At 72.3% G+C, this 20,021-nt stretch carries 22 protein-coding genes; 10 read left to right on the top strand and 12 right to left on the bottom strand.

Going from position 1 to position 20,021, the window contains the following annotated elements:
- The coding region (locus PUR26_RS28830) for a hypothetical protein (RefSeq protein ID WP_329876706.1) at positions 1 to 208 on the top strand (208 nt) is incomplete at its 5' end.
- A 113-nt stretch (positions 209 to 321) separates the two neighbouring features.
- A complete protein-coding gene (locus PUR26_RS28825) occupies positions 322 to 1,227 on the top strand; it encodes an alpha/beta fold hydrolase (RefSeq protein ID WP_329876704.1) in 906 nt (301 codons plus the stop codon).
- Here PUR26_RS28825 and PUR26_RS28820 read toward each other — a convergent pair.
- Positions 1,212 to 2,129, bottom strand: coding sequence for an NYN domain-containing protein (locus PUR26_RS28820; RefSeq protein ID WP_329876702.1), 918 nt, complete (start codon positions 2,127 to 2,129; stop codon positions 1,212 to 1,214). The two genes, PUR26_RS28825 and PUR26_RS28820, sit on opposite strands and share 16 nt — an antisense overlap.
- Positions 2,130 to 2,304: 175 nt before the next feature.
- Here PUR26_RS28820 and PUR26_RS28815 point away from each other — a divergent pair, with 175 nt between their 5' ends.
- A complete protein-coding gene (locus PUR26_RS28815) occupies positions 2,305 to 2,457 on the top strand; it encodes a hypothetical protein (RefSeq protein ID WP_329876700.1) in 153 nt (50 codons plus the stop codon).
- A gap of 154 nt (positions 2,458 to 2,611) precedes the next feature.
- On the opposite strand, the gene PUR26_RS28810 is transcribed toward PUR26_RS28815, so the two are convergent.
- The 3 genes from PUR26_RS28810 to PUR26_RS28800 all read right to left on the bottom strand — a co-directional run bounded on the left by PUR26_RS28810 (position 2,612) and on the right by PUR26_RS28800 (position 4,895).
- Positions 2,612 to 3,217, bottom strand: coding sequence for a MarC family protein (locus PUR26_RS28810; RefSeq protein WP_329876698.1), 606 nt, complete (start codon positions 3,215 to 3,217; stop codon positions 2,612 to 2,614).
- 57 nt (positions 3,218 to 3,274) lie between these two features.
- The gene (locus PUR26_RS28805) at positions 3,275 to 4,144 is read right to left on the bottom strand and encodes a PHP domain-containing protein (RefSeq protein WP_329876696.1); all 870 of its coding nucleotides are present in this window, start codon (positions 4,142 to 4,144) and stop codon (positions 3,275 to 3,277) included.
- A 112-nt stretch (positions 4,145 to 4,256) separates the two neighbouring features.
- Positions 4,257 to 4,895 carry a DUF6758 family protein gene (locus PUR26_RS28800; protein ID WP_329876694.1) on the bottom strand — a complete coding sequence of 213 codons (639 nt, stop codon included), beginning with the start codon at positions 4,893 to 4,895 and terminating at the stop codon, positions 4,257 to 4,259.
- A 168-nt stretch (positions 4,896 to 5,063) separates the two neighbouring features.
- Between PUR26_RS28800 and PUR26_RS28795 the strand changes: the two genes are divergently transcribed.
- On the top strand, positions 5,064 to 6,350 hold the full coding sequence (locus PUR26_RS28795) for an MFS transporter (protein ID WP_329876692.1): 1,287 nt from the start codon (positions 5,064 to 5,066) through the stop codon (positions 6,348 to 6,350).
- 219 nt (positions 6,351 to 6,569) lie between these two features.
- Here the strand turns inward: PUR26_RS28795 and PUR26_RS28790 are convergent, their stop codons facing one another.
- A complete protein-coding gene (locus PUR26_RS28790) occupies positions 6,570 to 7,166 on the bottom strand; it encodes a suppressor of fused domain protein (RefSeq protein WP_329876690.1) in 597 nt (198 codons plus the stop codon).
- Positions 7,167 to 7,602: 436 nt separating this feature from the next.
- Between PUR26_RS28790 and PUR26_RS28785 the strand changes: the two genes are divergently transcribed.
- Both PUR26_RS28785 and PUR26_RS28780 read left to right on the top strand, forming a co-directional pair.
- Positions 7,603 to 8,745, top strand: a complete 1,143-nt coding sequence (locus tag PUR26_RS28785; RefSeq protein WP_329876688.1) for a magnesium and cobalt transport protein CorA — start codon at positions 7,603 to 7,605, stop codon at positions 8,743 to 8,745.
- A gap of 61 nt (positions 8,746 to 8,806) precedes the next feature.
- Positions 8,807 to 9,316 (top strand): hypothetical protein, encoded by a 510-nt coding sequence (locus PUR26_RS28780; RefSeq protein WP_329876686.1) that lies wholly within the window; start codon positions 8,807 to 8,809, stop codon positions 9,314 to 9,316.
- Between the two features lie 28 nt (positions 9,317 to 9,344).
- Here the strand turns inward: PUR26_RS28780 and PUR26_RS28775 are convergent, their stop codons facing one another.
- The gene (locus tag PUR26_RS28775) at positions 9,345 to 10,106 is read right to left on the bottom strand and encodes a hypothetical protein (protein WP_329876684.1); all 762 of its coding nucleotides are present in this window, start codon (positions 10,104 to 10,106) and stop codon (positions 9,345 to 9,347) included.
- 173 nt (positions 10,107 to 10,279) lie between these two features.
- Between PUR26_RS28775 and PUR26_RS28770 the strand changes: the two genes are divergently transcribed.
- Genes PUR26_RS28770 through PUR26_RS28760 form a run of 3 tightly spaced genes read left to right on the top strand, consistent with a single transcriptional unit; the run spans position 10,280 to position 13,279 of the window.
- Positions 10,280 to 11,566: a magnesium transporter MgtE N-terminal domain-containing protein gene (locus PUR26_RS28770; RefSeq protein ID WP_329876682.1), complete on the top strand. Its 1,287-nt coding sequence runs from the start codon at positions 10,280 to 10,282 to the stop codon at positions 11,564 to 11,566.
- The gene (locus PUR26_RS28765; protein ID WP_329876680.1) at positions 11,556 to 12,101 is read left to right on the top strand and encodes a DUF1003 domain-containing protein; all 546 of its coding nucleotides are present in this window, start codon (positions 11,556 to 11,558) and stop codon (positions 12,099 to 12,101) included. The genes PUR26_RS28770 and PUR26_RS28765 overlap by 11 nt, the downstream gene beginning before the upstream one ends.
- A 44-nt stretch (positions 12,102 to 12,145) precedes the next feature.
- Positions 12,146 to 13,279: an Mrp/NBP35 family ATP-binding protein gene (locus PUR26_RS28760; protein WP_329876678.1), complete on the top strand. Its 1,134-nt coding sequence runs from the start codon at positions 12,146 to 12,148 to the stop codon at positions 13,277 to 13,279.
- A 245-nt stretch (positions 13,280 to 13,524) separates the two neighbouring features.
- Here PUR26_RS28760 and PUR26_RS28755 read toward each other — a convergent pair whose 3' ends face one another.
- The 5 genes from PUR26_RS28755 to sigE form a co-directional block, all read right to left on the bottom strand.
- Complete coding sequence (locus tag PUR26_RS28755; protein ID WP_329876676.1) at positions 13,525 to 14,193, bottom strand: hypothetical protein; 669 nt, start codon at positions 14,191 to 14,193, stop codon at positions 13,525 to 13,527.
- Positions 14,194 to 14,308: 115 nt separating this feature from the next.
- Positions 14,309 to 14,764 (bottom strand): sec-independent translocase, encoded by a 456-nt coding sequence (locus tag PUR26_RS28750; protein WP_329876674.1) that lies wholly within the window; start codon positions 14,762 to 14,764, stop codon positions 14,309 to 14,311.
- Positions 14,765 to 14,926: 162 nt separating this feature from the next.
- Entirely contained in the window at positions 14,927 to 16,663 is a 1,737-nt protein-coding gene (locus PUR26_RS28745; protein WP_329876672.1) for a S1C family serine protease, read from the bottom strand.
- A gap of 91 nt (positions 16,664 to 16,754) precedes the next feature.
- Complete coding sequence (locus PUR26_RS28740; protein ID WP_329876670.1) at positions 16,755 to 17,729, bottom strand: anti-sigma factor family protein; 975 nt, start codon at positions 17,727 to 17,729, stop codon at positions 16,755 to 16,757.
- Positions 17,726 to 18,487 (bottom strand): RNA polymerase sigma factor SigE, encoded by a 762-nt coding sequence (gene sigE, locus PUR26_RS28735; protein WP_329876668.1) that lies wholly within the window; start codon positions 18,485 to 18,487, stop codon positions 17,726 to 17,728. Before sigE ends, PUR26_RS28740 begins: the two co-directional genes overlap by 4 nt.
- Before the next feature lie 143 nt (positions 18,488 to 18,630).
- On the opposite strand from sigE, the gene PUR26_RS28730 reads away from it, so the two are divergent.
- Entirely contained in the window at positions 18,631 to 19,296 is a 666-nt protein-coding gene (locus PUR26_RS28730) for an O-methyltransferase (protein WP_329876666.1), read from the top strand.
- Positions 19,297 to 19,579: 283 nt separating this feature from the next.
- Here PUR26_RS28730 and PUR26_RS28725 read toward each other — a convergent pair whose 3' ends face one another.
- The gene (locus tag PUR26_RS28725; RefSeq protein WP_003966491.1) at positions 19,580 to 19,747 is read right to left on the bottom strand and encodes a DUF3117 domain-containing protein; all 168 of its coding nucleotides are present in this window, start codon (positions 19,745 to 19,747) and stop codon (positions 19,580 to 19,582) included.
- Between the last annotated feature and the right edge of the window lie 274 nt (positions 19,748 to 20,021).

Here is a 20,021-nt window from a genome sequence, read left to right as displayed (position 1 = left end):
GACCGCGCCGGCCGTCGAGACCGCCGCCCCCGAGGCAGTGGCCGAGACCAAGCCCCGCCGCACCCGCAAGACCGCCGCCGCCAAGACGGCCGCCGCCACGGACACCACCGAGGCAGCGACCCCCGAAGCCGCCCCCGAGGCCGTTTCCGAGGCCAAGCCCCGCCGCCGCCGTGCGGCCAAGGCCGTGGCGGCGCAGCCCGAGGGCTGACGCCCGCCCACGGCCGACGCGCCTCCAAGGCTCCGCCCCTCCTGGGGGCGGGGCCTTCGCGTTCCCCAGGGGCGGGGGAGCCCCGGGGACCGCGCCCCGGCTAGCCTCGTCCCATGAGCCGCCCGCCCACGTTCATCCCGCCCGCCTGTGCCCGCGCGTACCCGCTGCGCACCGCCCGTGGCGACTTCGCCGTGCTCGACGCGCGGCCGGTCGACGGCACGGCGCCGAAGGGGACCGCGTTGCTCCTGCCCGGCTACACCGGGAGCAAGGAGGACTTCATCGCGATGCTCGAACCACTCGCCGGCGCGGGCTACCGGGCCGTCGCCGTCGATGGACGCGGGCAGTACGAGACCGCCGGACCGGACGATGAACAGGCCTACGGGCAGAGCGAGTTGGCCCTTGACGTCCTCGCCCAGGCGGAGGCGCTCGACTGCGGCCGGGTCCATCTGCTGGGTCACTCCCTGGGCGGCCAGATCGCCCGCGCGGCCGTGCTCGCCGACCCCGCGCCCTTCCTCACCCTCACCCTGATGTCGTCGGGTCCCGCCCAGGTCGCCCCGGCGCAGCAGGACAAGATCAAGCTGCTCGGCGACGCCCTGGGAGTCATGGGCATGCACCAGGTGTGGGAGGCCATGCGGGCCCTGGACCCGCCGGAGGACGCCGAGGGAACCCCGGCGGCGCGCGGCGAGCGGGAGGACCTGCGCCGGCGCTGGCTGCGCCACCGCCCCGCCCAGCTCCTCGCGACGGGCCGCGCGCTCATGGCCGAGCCGGACCGGGTCGCGGAGCTGGCGGCCCTGGGACCGTCGCTGCCCGTGCACGTCGTGTCCGGCGTACGGGACGACACCTGGCCCGTGCCGCTGCTCGACGAGATGGCCGGGCGGCTCGGCGCGCACCGTACCGTCATCGAGGGCGCCGAGCACTCACCGAACACGGACCGCCCGGTGCCCACGGCGGCGGCGGTCGCCGGCTTCTGGGACGGGCAGGGCCGGGACCTGGGCCGGGACGGTCAGAACCGCGACTGAAGGTGCTGCCAGAAGCCGTCGCGCAGCGCCCGCCGCAGCACCGCGTGGCCGCGCAGCGAGCGGCTGAGGATGCGCTCCGCCTCGATCAGCAGGTCCTGGTCGACGGGGCCGGGGAGGTAGGGATGGCCGGGCAGCAGCTCGGCCATCGTGTCGCGGCCCCGTTCCGCGAGCCAGCTCGCCGCGATCTGGGCGCCCACGAAGCGCACCTCGTCGCGCGAGGGCGGCGGCTCGCCCTCGTTCTCGTACGTCGTCACGGGTCGCCGTGTGACGTACGGGCGGCAGAACTCCAGGTCGAAGGTGCGCTGGCTGTCGACCTCCCACAGCAGCGGTTCCGCCTGATTGCGTCCGTCCGCGGCCTCGATGCCCCACAGATGGACCCGCGCCCCGTACCCCTGGGCGGCCTCGACGGCGGACACCAGGTCCTCGTCCCCGCCGACCAGGGCGGCGTCGCTGATGGCCCGGTGGCGGGCGAGTGACTCCAGATCGGAGCGGATCAGCGAGTCGACGCCCTTCTGCTGGTTGTTGGCGTTGAGGTTGCCCAGCCGGACCTTGACGTCGGGCAGCTCGGCGATCGACTGCTGCTCGGGGGTGTGGATGCGGCGGCGGGCGCCGTCGTACCAGTAGACCCGCAGCAGCCGGCTGTCCGCGAAGATCGTGCGGGCCTTGTCGATGAACGCCTCGATCAACCCCTCCGCGTCGAGGTCGAAGGAGCGGCGGTCCTCGGTGCCCGCGACAAGCAACCCGGCCGCAGCATAGACGTAACCTGCGTCGACGAAGATGGCATGGGTCGAGGGCGTCTTGGCGACCTCGGCCAGCATGCGCTGCAGGAGCTCATTGGTGCGCTCCAGGCGGGTGTCGAGCTCGGCGAGCCGGTCGGCCTGGGCGATCTTTGCGTCGTTCATACCGGCCCCATTGTCCGGTGCGGGCGCCCGCCCCGCCAACAGCCCTACCAGCGAGTAGTTAGACACTCGAAAGTTTTCTTTAGCGTAGGGAATGTTTGCACCCTGCATGCCGTTGTCACCAGTACGGAACACAGTTCTCCACGTGGAGGATCAGCTCAGACGAAGGGAGAAGCCCATGCGCTTCGAAATCTTGCGACTCGACGACGTCGACGGCACCGCCGTGGACAGTACCGTCGTGGACGCCGCCTCCGTCAACCGGATCGTGCAGCAGGCCGCCGCGGTAGGCCAGCGCATCTACATCCGCCCGGCCGAGTCCTCGGCCTCGTAACGCCCGGCCGCCCCCACGGCCCCGGCCGTGACGTACAGCGGCCTCGTACGCACCGCGCCCCCGCACGCACTCCGCGACCGGAGTCCGTACGGGGGCGCAGTGCCGTCCCGGGCCGGATCGACGCGGCCGGGGCGGCCGCGTGCCCGTGGACCGGTCAGGCGGCCTGGATCGTCTGGGTCACTCCGTTGATGATCTGCTGCACGGCGATGGCCGAGAGCATCATTCCGGCGAGCCGGGTCACCAGCACCACGCCGCCGTCCTTGATCACGCGGATGATGACCAGCGAGTAGCGCATGGTCAGCCAGAGCACCACGTGCATGGCGATGATCGCCGACCAGACGGAGATCTGGCCGCCCACGCCGTCGGCGTGCTGCACGGCGAGAATGACCGAGACGATCGCGCCGGGACCGGCCAGCAGCGGCATGCCCAGCGGGACGAGCGCCACATTGACGTCCTTGGTCTGCGTCGGCTCGTCGGTCTTGCCGGTGAGCAGGTCCAGCGCGATCAGCAGCAGGAGCAGACCGCCCGCGATCATCAGCGCGGGTACCGACACATGCAGGTAGTCCAGGATCTGCTGGCCCAGCACGCCGAAAACGGCGATGACGCCGAACGCCACGGCGACCGCCTGCCAGGCCATCCGGCGCTGTGTCTTGGCCGGGCGCCCGGAGGTCAGGGCGAGGAAGATCGGGGTGATCCCGGGGGGATCCATGATGACAAAAAGGGTGAGGAAGAGTGAGCCGAAGACGGCAGCGTCGAACACAGTGAGGGCCTTGCGCAGAGAGTCGTACAGAAAATGGGAAAGGTGAGGCGGGTGGGGTTACGGACGTCCGCCCGCGCCCGGCACCGGGAACGCGCCCGTCGCGCGCCGCGTGATCTCGCCGTAGATCTCCGGGTCGGTGGTGTACTCCCCGAGCCGGCAGGTCTTCCGGGTGCCGTGGTAGTCGCTGGAGCCCGTAATCAGCAGCCCGAGCCCGTCGGCGAGGTCGCGCAGCCGCCGGCGCGTCGGCTCGTCGTGGTCCATGTGGTCGACCTCGACGCCGTCGAGGCCGTGCGCGGCCAGGTCGGCTATGACCGCCTCCGGCACCGTGCGTCCGCGCTTGACGGCGAGCGGGTGCGCGAGGACGGTGACCCCGCCCGCGGCCTTGACCAGGCCGACCGCCGTGAAGGGGTCCAGCTCGTGCTTCTCGACGTACGCCCGGCCGCCGTCGGCGAGCCACTGGGGCGTGAAGGCGTCGGAGACACCGGCCACGACGCCGAGCTCGACGAGCGCCTCCGCGATGTGCGGGCGGCCGACCGAACCGTCTCCGGCGATGGCGGCGACCCGCTCCCACTCCACCGGGACGCCCAGCTCCCGGAGCTTGCCGACCATCGCGCGGGCGCGCGGCACGCGGTCGTCGCGGACCAGCTCGCGTTCGCGCAGCAGCCGCGGCTCGTCCGGGTCGAAGAGATAGGCGAGCATGTGCACGCCCACGCCGTCGATACGGCACGAGAGCTCGGCGCCGGTGACGAGGGTCGGGCCCGCGTCGAGGCTCCGGGCGGCGGCGACCGCCTCCGCGTGGCCGCGGGTCGTGTCGTGGTCGGTGAGCGCGACGACGTCGAGACCGGCCTCGGCGGCGGCCCGTACGAGCCCGGCGGGGGTGTCCGTGCCGTCGGAGGCCGTGGAGTGGGTGTGCAGATCGATGCGCACGACGCTGACTCCGGGGCTCGCTGACGGACAGGGGACGCTCAAGGATAACGGCGTTCCGGTTCCCCGGACGCCGTGGCGCCGCCCCCGGCACGGGTCGGCCCTGGTGGGGATGTCAGGACAGCAGCCGTGGCGAGAGGGCCCCGCACGGCAGCAGTTCGACCTCCGACCCGGACTCGCGCTGGTCGGTGAGGACCAGTTCGTCGTACATCAGCAGTCCGGACTTCTCGGGCCAGACGATCGCCCACAGCCACAGGCCGCGCGCCTCCCCCGCGAACACCGCACGGTCCTCCGGCGCGTCGCCGACGTGCCAGAGCGGGGTGGGGCGTCCGGCCGCCAGCACCTTGGCCTGTGGCGGCTTGTCGACACACATGTGCGGTCCGGGATCGGGGCCGTCGATTCCGGCGTACCGCGCGCCCAGCCCCACGCCCGGCTCCTCGGCGACCAGCAGCAGCTCCCCCATCCCGCCGAGCGGGCCCGGCCCCGAGCAGGCGACGACGGTGGCGCGGCCGCCGCTGCGGTCGTCGCCCGCGTAGGCCACGCCCGTGAAGAGCCAGCCGACGGGCAGCGGCCACGGCATCCATACGGGGACCTTGGCGCGGTGCGTGACCACACCGAGCGCTTCGACGCTGGGAGGGAGCACGGGCTGCAGCGGATATACGGCGCCGTGCACGTCGCACTGCCAGGAGTCGGAGAAGAGACCGGGCGCCCTGACCCGGCCTCCGCACTTCGGGCAACTGGGTTCGCCCCTCATAGGGTTCAACGGTCCTCCCCGGCCGTCGCCGCGTCAAGGACGATCACCCGTCCGGTGTGCCGCCCCACCCCCGTATTATAGATGTAGCTTGCACTCATTACCTTGCCTAACTTATTCTGTGTATATCGCAATCATTCATGGACGCCCAGGACACGATGAGGAGCCGGTATGCGTGGCAATGGCACCGAGAGGGGAAGGACCCAGGGCGAGCCGCGGGGACACGGCCCGGGGCACGATCCCCTGGACAGGGGGTCGGGCGGCCTCCTGCGTCAGCCCGGGGCCGTCTGGGCCACCGCGGGCGCGTCCGTCGTCGCCTTCATGGGCATCGGGCTGGTGGACCCGATCCTCCCGTCCATCGCCCAGGGGCTGCACGCCACGCCCAGCCAGGTGTCGCTGCTCTTCACCTCGTACTTCCTGATCACCGCCGTCGCCATGCTGGTCACCGGCTTCGTCTCCAGCCGCGTCGGCGGCAGGAAGACCCTCCTCGCCGGTCTGGCCCTGGTGATCGTCTTCGCCGCCCTGTCCGGCACGTCGGGGTCGGTCGGCGAGCTCGTCGGCTTCCGGGCCGGCTGGGGGCTGGGCAACGCGCTCTTCGTCTCCACCTCGCTCGCCGTCATCGTCGGAGCGGCGGCCGGCGGCAGCGCGGCGGCGATCCTGCTGTACGAGTCGGCGCTCGGGCTCGGCATGGCCTGCGGACCGCTGCTCGGCGCGGTCCTCGGTGACGCCAGCTGGCGCTACCCGTTCTTCGGCACCGCCGCGCTGATGGCCATCGGGTTCCTGTGCATCGCGGTGTTCCTGAAGGAGCAGCCGCGGCCCGCCCGCAGGACCTCGCTGCTCGACCCGGTCAGGGCGCTCGGCCACGGCGGACTGGCCTCCGCCGCCGCCTCGGCGTTCTTCTACAACTACGCGTTCTTCACGGTTCTGGCGTTCACGCCGTTCGTGCTGAACATGACCCCCTACAAGTCGGGCGCGGTCTTCTTCGCCTGGGGCGTGCTGCTCGCCGTCTTCTCGGTGCTGGTCGCACCCCGCCTCCAGGCCCGGTTCGGGTCGCTGAAGGTGCTGGGCGGTTCGCTGGTCCTGCTCGCCGCCGACGTCGTCGTCCTCGGGTACGGCAGCCACACCACCGCGATCGTCTGCACGATCCTCTCCGGCGCCTTCATCGGGGTGAACAACACCGTCTTCACCGAACTGGCCCTCGGCGTCTCGGACGCCCCTCGTCCGGTGGCCAGCGCGGGCTACAACTTCGTGCGGTGGTTCGCGGCCGCCGCCGCGCCCTGCCTCGCCCCCAAGATCGAGGAGTGGAGCGACGTCCGCATGCCGTTCGTGGTCGCGGGGGCGGCGGCGCTGGCCGGGGCGGGCATCGTGTGGGCGAGGCGGTCCTCGCTCGGCCACGAGGCCGAGGAGCTCGGACCGAAGCACGCCGTGGAGGACGGCGTCACGGTCTTCGCCGACTGACCTCCCCGCGGGCGCCTGCTGCCGCCGGCCGAACGACCGGCGGCACGGCCCCCGACGACGCCCCGGCGGCGGGCCCCGATGACCGGGGGCCCGGGTCCGGGGCGGCCTCGCGTCGGACCCTCACGTCGGACCCTTACGTCGAGGCGGCTTCACATCGGGGCGGTCTCGCGTCGGGGCCCGGCTCCTCGCCGGGACCCGGTCCCCTTCCGGGGAGGTCCGTCAGTCGAGCGCCACGGACCTGCGCAGCGGATCGCGCAGGTCCGCTCCGCCGGTCAGCCACCGCTCCTCCAGCGCCTGGGCGCCGTGCACCCGCTTCCACGCCGCCTCGTTGGGCGTCATCGGCAGCAGCGGCAGGAAGCGCACCGGGTCCATGGGCTCGCCCAGCTCCAGATCCTCGATCAGACCACCCGACTCGGCGACCAGGACCGAGGTGAACGGCGCCCCGGGCCACAGGGGTTCGCCGACGTCCAGGGACGCCCCCGGGGCCACGACCACCCCCTCGACCTGCGGCGAGGCGGCGAGGACCGCGAGCGGGCGCAGCACCTTGTCGGTGTCGGCCAGCCCGGCGCGCACCGACAGCACCAGCTCCGCGCGCGGGCCCTTGACCGGATCGGCGAGCGACGCCGTGGGATCCGTCATCGGCTGGGCCGACATCCCGAGGGTGGCGTAGCGCACGAGGACGCCGTCGGGGTCGCTGTCCATGAAGCGCAGCACCTCGACGCGATCGGTGCCGAGAAACGTCACCGCGGCACGCGCGTCCGGTTCACCGAACACCGAACGGAGCCGGGATTCGACCAGAGCAAGAACTTCTCCCATGCAGCGAGCATAAAGCGCGTATGGAACGGGCAAAGTAAAAGATTGACCCTCAGTCGGCTGATAGTCTTGGCCGCTGGTCGGGACAGCAGGCTGGGGGCATCACCCAGCGGCGGCCGGGGAAGTTGCTTTCCGGTCCCGACGACACGTCATCCCCCACGGGGGACCGGCAGGAGGAGGTGGGGCCGCGGTGGATCGAAGTCGACCGTGCAGTACCACCCGCTCTTCCGCTCCGCGATTCTCTCTGTGAACTGAGGCGTCCCGCACGGGGTACACGGCCACGCGCACGGCGGAAGAGCACATCGTTTTTGCCTGTCTGTAGCGAACGCCGTCACCGCGACCCCGCGGTGCCGCCCGCTTTGCGGACGTAAGCAACGCCACGTCCTCATTCCGGGCTGTGCCACGCCTCGCCGACGGCTTCTCCGTGAAGGAGCCTGCCATGTCGATGATTCGTGACCTGCGCGCAGTGGTCCGCCCCTCCCTGCGCAAGAGCAGTGCCCCCTACAACACGTACAACTCGTACGACGCGACCCGCGATCCGTCGTCGTCCACCGCCGTCGTCGACTGCGCCGTCTACCGCGACGGCCGCCGGGTGAAGGACGTGACGGGCGCGACGGGCGCGGTGTGCCTGACCCCGCGCGAGGCCATGCGCCAGGTGCGGGACGGCGGCGGCTTCGCCTGGATCGGGCTGCACGAGCCGACCGAGGCCGAATTCGCGGGTATCGCGGCCGAGTTCGGGCTGCACCCGCTCGCGGTGGAGGACGCGGTCCACGCCCACCAGCGGCCCAAGCTGGAGCGGTACGACGACACCCTCTTCACCGTCTTCAAGACCATCCACTACGTGGAGCACGCCGAGCTCACGGCGACCAGTGAGGTCGTCGAGACGGGTGAGGTCATGTGCTTCACCGGCCGGGACTTCGTCATCACCGTCCGCCACGGCGGGCAGGGCTCGCTGCGCAATCTGCGGCAGCGGATGGAGGGCGAGCCGGAACTCCTGGAGCGGGGACCGTCGGCGGTCCTGCACGCCATCGCCGACCACGTGGTGGACGGCTACATCGCGGTCGCCGACGCGGTGGAGATCGACATCGACCAGATCGAGATCGATGTGTTCTCCCCGCCCACCAAGGGCAGCACGCGCGGCACCGAGACGGGGCGGATCTACCAGCTGAAGCGCGAGGTGCTGGAGTTCAAGCGGGCCGTCACCCCGCTGCTGCGGCCGATGCAGCTGCTGAGCGAGCGGCCGATGCGTCTCGTCGACCCGGACATCCAGAAGTACTTCCGCGACGTCGCCGACCACCTGGCGCGGGTCCAGGAGCAGGTCATCGCCTTCGACGAGCTGCTCAACTCGATCCTCCAGGCCAATCTGGCACAGGCGACCGTCGCGCAGAACGAGGACATGCGCAAGATCACGTCCTGGGCCGCCATCGTCGCCGTACCGACGGCGGTGTGCGGGGTGTACGGCATGAACTTCGACCACATGCCGGAGCTGCACTGGAAGTACGGCTACCCGATGGTGCTGACCGGCATCATCGGCGTCTGCCTCGCCATCCACCGCACGCTCAAGCGCAACGGCTGGCTGTAGGGGCGCTGCGCCGGGGCGCGCGGGCCGGCGGGATCCGGACGGGAGGCCCTAAGCTGCGGGCATGACAGACACGCTGCTCGGCCAGGCCCTCGTCGAGGAGGCCACCAAGAAGTCCGGTCTCATCTGGGTGCGCGGCGACGGTCCCGCGCGGGCGCTGTGGCATGTGTGGCACGAGGGTGCGGCACATGTCGTCGGCGACGGTCCCGGGGAGCAGCCGCTGCCCGGCCTCGCGGACGGGTCGACCGCCGAGGTGACCCTGCGCAGCAAGGACAAGGGCGGCCGGCTGGTGGCGTGGACCGCGACGGTCGGCGAGCTGGCGCCGGGCTCACCGGAGTGGGAGTCGGCGGTCGGCGAGCTCAAGGGCAAGCGGCTGAACGCGCCGGACGCCGAGACGATGACCGAACGGTGGGCGCGCGAGTGCCGCGTCCTGCGGCTGACGCCGCGCGACGCGAGGACCGACCACCCGACCGGCTCACTGGCCGCGGCGCCGCTGCCGACGGCGGCCACCACCCGCCGCCCGGCCCCGGCGGCGCTTCCGCGTCTGCTGCTGGGGCGCAAGAAGCGCCGGTAGGGCCCGCGGGGCCCTTCGCCCGGGCCCGTCAGTCGCTCGTACGGGGGAGCTGGCGGCCGTAGTCGACGATCTCCCCCTTCGAGGGCGCCGCCAGCGGGAAGTCCTGGTTCCAGTCCGACAGGACCACGACCCCGGCACCGCCCCCGCGGGCCAGCTGGAGCGGGTAGGGCGTGCCCTCCAGCGCGACGTCCAGTGTGCCGCCCTCGCCCTGCGCACCGCCGACGACCTTGATGGTGCGGATGCCGCCGATCCTGTCCCGCTCGCCCTTGCTGACCTCGCCGTGCACGTCGAGCAGACCGTCGAGCAGCGTGTTCATCTCGGTGAAGCCGCGCAACTGCTTGTACGAGGGGTCGTCCTGCGGCACCTTGACGTACTTGTCGTCGAGCTTGTCCGCCGCCTCGGTGTCCGACTCGGTGGGCTCGGCCGTGCTCTCGCCGTGGCTCCAGAAGCCGGCGTCCGCCTTGAGGTAGAGCGCGTCGCCGACCCGCAGCAGTTCGAACGTGGTGGTCCTGGTGACGACCGAGCCGACCGCGCCGGTCCCGTTGAGCCGCATGTTCAGCTTGTACGTGCCGCCCTTGCTGACCAGGTTCCCGGCCAGCCGTACCGCCGCCGCACCGTCCGCGGCCGCCTTGGCCCGGGACTCGATGTCGGAGGCGGACAGCTTGCCCACCCCGTTCGTTCCCTCGTCCGGATCCTCGCCGCAGGCGGTGAGGACCGCTGCCAGCGCCACACAGAGCGCGACGGGGAGGGCGGCCCGGCGGGCGCGCGGAGCCGGGGGGAGAGCGGTCACCAGCACACTGCCTCTCGTTACCTGTGGGGGGTGGCAGACCGCAGCGTACCCGTGCCGTCCGCACGCTTCGGAAGAGAGCCGGACGGACGCCCTGCCTGGGCGACCCGCATCGGGACGGGCTAGCCTGAATCGTCACAGAGGCGTTATTTCCGGATATGGAGGAGGCCCGCGGCATGGTGGCAGGCGCTCCCCGGATCTTCGTCTCGCACCTGGCCGGCGTCCCCGTGTTCGACCCGAACGGCGACCAGGTGGGACGCGTCCGCGACCTGGTCGCCATGTTGCGGGTGGGCCGCCGCCCGCCGCGGTTGCTCGGCATGGTCGTCGAGGTCATCGGCCGGCGGCGGATCTTCCTGCCCATGACCCGTATCACCGGCATCGAGTCCGGCCAGGTGATCACGACCGGGGTGCTCAACGTGCGCCGCTTCGAGCAGCGCCCCACCGAGCGGCTGGTCCTCGGCGAGCTGCTCGACCGGCGCGTCCGGCTGGTCGACACCGCGGAGGAGGTGACCGTCCTCGACGTGGCCATCCAGCAGCTGCCGGCCCGCCGTGACTGGGAGATCGACAAGGTCTTCGTACGCCGGGGCGGCGGCGGGGCGTTGCGCCGCAAGGGCGAGACGGTGACCGTCGAGTGGTCCGCCGTCACCGGCTTCTCGCTGGAGGAGGAGGGGCAGGGAGCGGAGAACCTGGTCGCGACCTTCGAGCGGATGCGGCCGGCCGACCTCGCCAATGTCCTGCACCATCTGTCGCCCAAGCGCCGCGCGGAGGTGGCTGCCGCCCTGGACGACGACCGGCTCGCCGACGTCCTGGAGGAGCTGCCCGAGGACGACCAGATCGAGATCCTCGGCAAGCTGAAGGAGGAACGGGCGGCGGACGTCCTGGAGGCGATGGACCCGGACGACGCCGCGGACCTGCTCTCGGAGCTGCCCGAGGAGGACAAGGAGCGCCTGCTGACCCTGATGCGGCCGGACGACGCGGCCGACGTACGGCGGCTGATGTCGTACGAGGAGCGGACGGCGGGCGGTCTGATGACCACCGAACCGATCGTGCTGCGCCCCGACGCGACCGTCGCGGACGCCCTGGCGCGCGTACGCCAGCAGGACCTCTCCCCCGCGCTGGCCGCCCAGGTGTACGTGTGCCGGCCGCCCGACGAGACGCCCACCGGCAAGTTCCTGGGGACCGTGCACTTCCAGCGGCTGCTGCGCGACCCGCCGTTCACACTCGTCTCGGCGATCGTCGACAGCGACCTGGAGCCGCTGTCCCCCGACACCCCGCTGCCCTTCGTCACGAGCCACCTCGCCGCCTACAACCTGGTCGCCGCGCCGGTGGTCGACGAGAGCGGTTCGCTGCTCGGCGCGGTCACCGTCGACGACGTCCTCGATCACCTGCTGCCGGAGGACTGGCGCGAGACGGAGTTCCACGTCCCGTCGGCGCCGGCGGAGGAGGTCCCGCATGGCGATTGAGCGCGCCCCCGAGCGGACCACTCCCAGGATCCGGCTGGACCAGCCGCGCGTGCGGCGGCCCCGGCTGCTGCCGGAGTACGACCCCGAGGCCTTCGGGCGGCTCTCCGAGCGGATCGCGCGCTTCCTGGGGACCGGGCGGTTCATCGTCTGGATGACGTTCGTGATCATCGCGTGGGTGGTGTGGAACGTCTCCGCCCCCGAGCACCTGCGCTTCGACCGCTACCCCTTCATCTTCCTTACGCTGATGCTCTCGCTCCAGGCGTCGTACGCCGCGCCCCTCATCCTGCTCGCGCAGAACCGGCAGGACGACCGCGACCGGGTCACCCATGAACAGGACCGCAAGCAGAACGAGCGGTCGATCGCCGACACCGAGTACCTCACCCGGGAGATCGCAGCGCTGCGCATCGGCCTGGGCGAGGTGGCCACCCGTGACTGGATCCGCTCCGAACTGGAGGACCTGGTCAGGGATCTCGACGAGCGCCGCGATCTATTCCCGCACACCGGCTCCCACCGAAGTGACGAAGCCGACCGCTGACGGGTCTTTCCGGGGCCCCGGTCCGGCGCCGTACCATCGTCCGTATGGTTACGGAAGACGCGGTGCGCGAAGCACTGGCGACAGTGAACGACCCCGAGATCAACCGGCCGATCACCGAACTCGGCATGGTCAAGTCAGTCGGGATCGACGCGGACGGGGCGGTGGCCGTCGCCGTCTACCTCACGGTCTCCGGCTGCCCGATGCGCGACACGATCACCACGAACGTGCGTGCGGCGGTCTCCCGCGTCGAGGGCGTGACCTCCGTCTCCGTCGACCTCGACGTGATGAGCGACGCGCAGCGCAAGGAGCTGGCGGCGGCGCTGCGCGGCACCACGGCCGAGCGCGAGGTGCCGTTCGCCAAGCCCGGTTCGCTGACCCGCGTCTACGCGGTGGCGTCCGGCAAGGGCGGTGTCGGCAAGTCGTCGGTGACCGTGAACCTGGCGGCCGCGATGGCGGCCGACGGGCTCAAGGTCGGCGTCGTGGACGCCGACATCTACGGGCACTCGGTTCCCCGGATGCTGGGCGCGGACGGCCGGCCGACGCAGGTCGAGAACATGATCATGCCGCCGTCGGCGAACGGCGTGAAGGTCATCTCCATCGGGATGTTCACGCCCGGCAACGCGCCGGTGGTGTGGCGGGGCCCGATGCTGCACCGCGCACTCCAGCAGTTCCTCGCGGACGTGTACTGGGGCGACCTGGACGTGCTGCTGCTCGACCTCCCGCCGGGCACCGGCGACATCGCCATCTCCGTGGCCCAGCTGGTGCCGAACGCCGAGATCCTGGTCGTCACCACCCCGCAGCAGGCGGCGGCCGAGGTCGCCGAGCGGGCCGGTTCCATCGCCGTACAGACCCACCAGAAGATCGTGGGCGTCGTCGAGAACATGTCGGGCCTGCCCTGCCCGCACTGCGACGAGATGGTCGACGTCTTCGGTTCGGGCGGTGGCCAGAGGGTCGCCGACGGGCTCACCAGGACGACGGGCGCCACGGTCCCGGTCCTGGGTTCCATCCCCATCGACGTGCGCCTGCGCGAGGGCGGCGACGAGGGCAAGCCCGTCGTGCTCAGCGACCCCGACTCGCCGGCCGGCTCGGCCCTGCGGGCGATCGCGGGCAAGCTCGGCGGCCGTCAGCGCGGCCTGTCGGGCATGTCTCTGGGGATCACCCCGCGCAACAAGTTCTGAGTCCGCGACGCGCCGCCGGGCGCGGGCGGACGGAGAAGGGGCGGCCCTCGGGCCGCCCCTTTCCGCTGCTCCCGCCCGCTCTCCGGCCCACGCGCCCGGCTCTCGCGCCGCGCCGGGATCCGTGCCCGGGTTCGCGTCCGGCCCGCGCCGCGGTCGCGCCGCGCCGGGTTCGAGATCCGCGCCGGTTCCACGCCCCCGGCTCGCGTCCCGGTGTGCGCGGGACGCGCGGGGACGCGCCTACCGGATCAGACGTACGCCCTGATGTCCCCGACCGCCGAGAAGCCCAGGCCGTAGGCGCTCATCCCGCGTCCGTACGCGCCCACGTGCACCCCGGCGCCCGTCGTGCCCGCCAGCACCCAGCCGAACTCGGACTCGCGGTAGTGGAAGGGCATCGGAACACCGTCGACGGGCAGCGAGAGCGTGCTCCAGACAGGACCCGTCAGGGTGTCGGCCAGCTCGAAGGCGGTCTCGGTCTGCTGGTCCAGCCAGTCGTTGCGCAGCGAGTGGTCGAGCTGGGCCGGCCAGGTGTAGGCGAGCAGGCCCGAGCCGGCCAGCCACGCCGCGGAGGAGACGGTGGTGGCGTCGAGGACGCCCGTACCGTCGCCGCTGCGGCGCACCGGCGACGCGGCGATCGTGACGACGATCGCGAAGCGCTCCTTCTCGGCCCCCGTCCCGTCCGGCCGTATCGTCGGCTCGTCGCCGTGCCCGATGGAGCCGTGCTGGACCGTGCCGTCCGCGGCCGTGCCGACCTGCATCAGCCAGCGCGGTCCCGTGAACGCCTCGTCAAGCCCGTACCAGGGGAAGGTCGCTTGGAGGAAGCCGTCGACCGTGCGCCGGGTCGCGGACACCCCCCCGGACGTGGCTGAGGTACCGGACTCGGCGTCCTGCGCCCCTACCCGACTCGTCGTCTCCATCTGCCCGGCCGCCTCCTCGATCGTGGAGTCCGGCTCGGAAGCCCCACGGGCATCCTCACAACCGGACAGGTGGAGAGGATATCCATCCGGCCGGGGCTCGCCGGGAAAGGCGGCCTCAGGTGGCGTCGGCGTCGAACGGCGGGCGCTCGCCCGGCTCGGGCTTGTCGCGCTTCTTCAGCAGGTCAGGGGTCCCGGACGAACCGTTGACGGCGGCCGGGACGGACACATCGGTGTCACGGTCGTTCACGGCGTCCCCGACGTCGTGGATCTCCTTCTTGAGATCGAAGCTGCTGCGGAGCTCCTTCAGTTCCTTCAGTTCCTTGAGGTCCTCGTTCTCCGCGAGCTGCTTGCGGAGGAACGTCTTGGGATTGAGGTCCTCGAAGTCGAAGTCCTTGAACTCCGGGCCGAGCTCGCTGCGGATGTCCTCCTTCGCGCTCTCCGAGAAATCACGGATCTTCCGGATGAAGCGGGTGACGTCCTGGATGACCTTCGGCAGCTTGTCCGGACCGAAAATGAGCACGGCGAGGACCACGAGCGCCGCGAGCTCGAGCGCGCCTATGTCATTGAACACCTTGCTGCTCCTTCACAGGGTCCGGTTCCCAGGGCCCGGGGCCCGCTCCACGGTACCCGCCCGGGCTGCGGAGGCGGTACCTCGCGGTGACCATCGGGCGAGCTCCCGGCGACGATCGCGGGCCGCCCCGGCGACGGGCCCGGGGCGGGCCCGTCGGCATGATCAGTCGCCCGCCGACGAACCGAGGGTCAGGGTCAGCGTCCGCTGCTCACTGCCCCCGCGTTCCAGCGTCAGCTTCAGCCGGTCGCCCGGGCGGTGGGCGCGGATCTTCACGATCAGCTCCTCGCCGCTGTGCACCCGCTGGCCGTCGACCTTGGTGATGACGTCGCCCGGACGGACGCCCGCCTTGGCGGCCGGGCCGTCCGCGGTGACGGACGGGCTGCCGTCCTGGGCCTTGTCACCGACCCGGGCGCCGTCGCCGGTGTACTTCATGTCGAGGCTGACGCCGATGACGGGGTGGTCGGCCTTCCCGGTGTTGATGAGCTCCTCGGCCACCCGCTTGGCCTGGTTGACGGGAATGGCGAAGCCGAGTCCTATCGAGCCGGACTGCCCGCCGTCGAGCGCCGACCCGTTGTCGGCGGCGCGAATGGCGCTGTTGATGCCGATCACCCGGGCCTTGGAGTCGACCAGCGGTCCGCCCGAGTTCCCGGGATTGATCGGCGCGTCGGTCTGCAGGGCGTCCACGTAGCTGATGTCGCTGCCGTCGCCCTTCTCGCCGCCGGCCGTGATGGGCCGCTCCTTGGCGCTGATGATGCCGGAGGTCACGGTGTTCTGGAGGTCGAAGGGCGCGCCGATGGCCACGACCGGGTCGCCGACCCGGACGTTGTCGGAGTTGCCGAGCGGCAGCGGCGTGAGGTGGGAGACGCCGGTGACCCGGACGACCGCGAGGTCGTAGCCGCTGTCCTTGCCGACGAGCTCCGCGCGCGCCGTCTCGCCCCCGCTGAAGGTGACGGTGATGTCGCCGGAGGTGCCCGCCGGGTCGACGACATGGTGGTTGGTGAGGATGTGGCCCCGCTCGTCGAGGACGAAGCCGGTACCCGTTCCCTGCTCCCCGCTGCCGCTGACGTGGAGCGTGACCACACTGGGCAGGGCGCTGGCGGCGATGCCCGCGACCGAGTCGGGCGCGCGCCCGTCGTCCTCCCGGCCCGCCTGCGGCAGCTCGACGGTGGTCAGGCCGCCGTTGCGCTCGATGTACGCGCCGACGGCGCCGCCGAGCACTCCGGTGAGCAGCGCGAACAGCAGTGCCGCGACGACACCGAGGCGGCGGCCGCGCTTCTTCTCGCCGGGACGGTCGCCCGGCGAGGTGAACGGCCGGCGGTCGCCGGGGCTGCTCCAGGGGTCGTACTGCATCCACTGCGAGGACCCGGGGTGCGGCTGCGGATGCGGCTGGTGCGGCTGCTGGGGCGGTGGGGCCGCGTAGGCGGGGGGCTGTACGGGCGGGACGGTGGTGCCGTGCGCCGGGGTCGGCACGGGGCGCTGTACGGGCGGGGCGGGCGCCCAGGGACCGGGCTCGCCGTAGGGAGGGGTGCGGTACTCGTCGGGCTGGTGCAGGGGCTGTGGCCGGGTGGCGGCCCGGGGTGACCCGGCGGCGGGCGCCCCGGCCGGGGGCGCGGACGGGTGCTCCGGTCCGGGCGCCGGCTCGGGGACGGCCCTGGGCCCCGGGACAACGGCGGGCTCGGGGCCCGCGTCGGCGGGAACCCCGGCCACGTCGGGTGCGGGAGCCGCGCCGGGTGCGGGGGCCGCGTCGGCCGACGGGGCCGGCTCCGCGGACGCCGGGGTCATCGTCGGATGTCCGTCCGTGGGGGCGGGAGCGACCGGCGGCTGCTCCGTCGCCGCGTCCGGCCGCGTGGGCCGGCTCCACCACTTCGGCTTCGGTCCGGTGCTCTTCCCGTCGTCCATGCTCTCCCCGCAACTGGCCGCTCCGCGCCCCCTGCGGGGCGCCCCTGCCCAAGGATTCAACCAGGTCCGGCGACCCTCGCGCAGGGGACTGTCAGCGCCGCCCGGCGACCGGTGATCCGCCGGGGGCGGGGGCCACGAGCCGGCTGGGGGACGGGGTGGCGGTGGGGGTGAGCCCGGTGGCGGTGGCGAGACCGGACGCCGAGCCCGTGGGACGTATCAGCGGCAGCGGCACCGCATCGCGGCTCAGCGCGCTGAGATGGCTCAGCCCGTGCAGCCCGTGCAGCCCGTGCAGCCCGCTCAGGGCGGTCGCGGGCATCATGGGTGCCGGCGAGCCCGCCGGCGCGGCGGTGGCCACGGCGAAGAGGGGCGGGGCTCCGGTCCGCCGGGCCTGGACCGGCGCGCCCGTCACCGGCCCGGCGGGTCTGTCGGCCGACCTGGCCGGAGTGCCGTTGCCGCTTCGGCGGCGATTGCCCTCGCTGCCGGCCGGGGTCTGGCTCGGGGCGCCCAGCGGGGTCACGTTGTTGCCCCGGCCCTCGCCCCGCGCGTCGATCGTCACCGTCGCGGGCAGCGCGCCGCCCAGGGCGATCGCGGCGAAGGACACGGCGCTGGCGGCAGCGAAGGCGAACCTCCGTCCGCGCCAGGGCGAACGCTCCGCACCCGGCCGCCCCACCTCGTGGATCGGGAAGGTCCCCGGTCCACCGGGGAGCGCTGCTCCGGCCGTACCGCCCAACGGCACGTAGCCGAAGCCCTCGGTCCTCATTCCGAAGACCCCGTCACCGAAGCGTCCGGAGCCGAAGGTTCCGCCCCGGTCGTCGTCATCGTCCGGAGCACCCCCGGGCAACCCCTGGAGGCGCGCGAGAAGGCCCTCGGAGGGCGGGGGCGGGGCGGCCTGCGCGAAGACGCTCTTGAGCCGGCGCTGGGCGTCGGCCTCGGCCTTGCACTTGGCGCAGGTCGCCAGGTGGGCGAGCACACGCTCGCGGGAATCGTGACCGAGCTCGCCGTCCACCAGGGCAGCGAGCCGGTCCCCCAGATGCTGTTCCGCGGGGGTCGGGCTTGTCCCACTCACGCCAGCCCGACCTCCCCGCCCACGGCCGCGAACGTGCGCTGTTCGGCCCGGGCCTCGGGCGATCGGTGCTTGAGCGCCTTGCGCAGGTGCGAGCGGCCGCGGTGGATGCGGCTGCGGACGGTGCCCAGCTTGACGCCGAGCGTCGCGGCGATCTCCTCGTACGACAGTCCCTCGATGTCGCACAGCACGACGGCCGCGCGGAACTCCGGCGCGAGGGTGTCCAGCGCCTGCTGGACGTCCGCGTCGAAGTGGGTGTCGTGGAAGACCTGCTGCGGGGACGGCTCACGGCTGGGCAGCCGCTCCGCCGCGTCGTCGCCGAGCGCGTCGAACCGGATGCGCTGCTTGCGGCGCACCATGTCCAGGAAGAGGTTGGTGGTGATGCGGTGCAGCCAGCCCTCGAAGGTGCCCGGCGTGTACGTCGAGAGGGATCGGAACACCCGGACGAAGACCTCCTGCGTGAGGTCCTCGGCATCGTGCTGGTTACCGGTCAGGCGGTACGCGAGGCGGTAGACGCGGCCACTGTGCGTGCTGACGATCTCCTCCCAGGACGGAGGGGACCACGCCTGCGTTTCCGCATCCGATGCGAAGGTCGCGGTGGTCGGTGCGGAGTCGGTGGCGCGGGAACGGTCAGCGGTGTCGGTCACGGATTTCGGCTCACCCGCCGACCTGAGAAAGCGCCGCAGCGCTCCTCCCCGATCCACAGGCGCAGCCGCACCTCCCCTGTCGGCTCTGGTGGTGTCCAGTGGAGCCCCTACCATAGCCACCTCGCCCGTTAGCTCCGGATAAGAATCTTTACGCGAATTTGGGAACGGCTTCTGCGCTTGCGCCACGCAGGTCCCCACCCCTCCACAACGCCCGGTCCCATCTGCGGGTTCCCGGCCCCGAACGGATACAGTCACCGTTGCGCCAACTACGGGGACAGGAGAGGGTCATTACCGCCAACCGGCAGACGAGCTGGGCGTTCGCCGACGCCTTTGTCGCCGAGGACGAAGCACTGCGCTGGGCCCGTGACCGGGCCCGGGAGACGGGGCTGCCCTCGGTGTCGCCAGGCACCGGCGCCGCACTGCGTCTGCTGGCGGCCACGGCGGACGCCAAGGCGGTCGCCGAGATCGGCACCGGCACCGGCGTGTCCGGCATCTATCTGCTGCACGGCATGCGGCCCGACGGCGTCCTGACGACCGTCGACCCCGAGCCGGAGCGCCAGCAGTTCGCCCGGCAGGCCTTCCGGGAGGCCGGTTTCGCCGGGAACCGGGCGCGGTTCATCCCAGGACGTGCGCTCGACGTGCTGCCGCGGCTCGCGGACGGCGGCTACGACCTGGTGTTCTGCGACGGGGACCGCACCGAGTGCCTCGAATACCTCGCTGAATCGTTGCGCCTGCTGCGCCCCGGCGGCCTGGTCTGCTTCGAGGGTGTCTTCGCCGACGGCCGCACGGTCGACTCGGCGGCGCAGCCGGCCGAGGTGCTGAAGCTGCGCGAGCTGCTGCGGACGGTACGGGAGAGCCAGGAACTGCTGCCCTCGCTGCTGCCGGTGGGCGACGGACTCCTGTGCGCGGTGCGCCGCGGCTGAGGACGGCCCACGCCGTACCCCGCCGACGGCGGTCCGGCCCCGTGTCCGTACAGGCCCGCGGGGCCTTGCCGCTCACGCCGTACCACCCCGAGCCGCCGGCCGCTCCCTGCCCCGGCGGCGCCCTGCCCCGGCCGGGCCGCGAGGCCGCACCCCGTGCCACCGGCCGCGCACCCGCGCCGTCACGCGGGCCACGCGCCGCGTCCCGGGCAGCCCGGGAACAGACGATCGCCCCGGCACGGTCCTGCTGTGCCGGGGCGATCGGAAGAGTTCGGGCGTTACCGCGTCAGCCGACGACCTTCTTGAGTGCGTCGCCGAGCGCGTCGGCCTCGTCCGGAGTCAGCTCGACGACAAGCCGACCGCCGCCTTCGAGCGGAACGCGCATGACAATGCCCCGCCCCTCCTTGGTCACCTCGAGCGGGCCGTCGCCCGTTCGCGGCTTCATGGCCGCCATGCTCGTTCCCCTTCCTGAAACCAGCTCATCGTCAGCCGACGGCCCTCTGGATGGGCACACCTCACCGGCATCGAACACATTGCTTCCAGGTCATTATCCCGCATGGCGGGACCCGATGACCAACATCAGTCGGCATCGCTTGCGCAACGCGCTCTCGCAAAACCGCCTATTTCGGCGATCCGCCTGCGATACTTCGCCGCCGCAGATGGCGGAGGGGGCCGACTTTCTTTGACGCAGGTCACATGTCCCGGCCCGACGATCTCCGCCATGCTGG

Origin of the sequence: Streptomyces sp. SP18CS02 (genome assembly GCF_036322365.1) — a bacterium.
Classification (GTDB): Bacteria; Actinomycetota; Actinomycetes; order Streptomycetales; family Streptomycetaceae; genus Streptomyces.
This window is presented reverse-complemented; position numbering and strand designations above follow the sequence as displayed.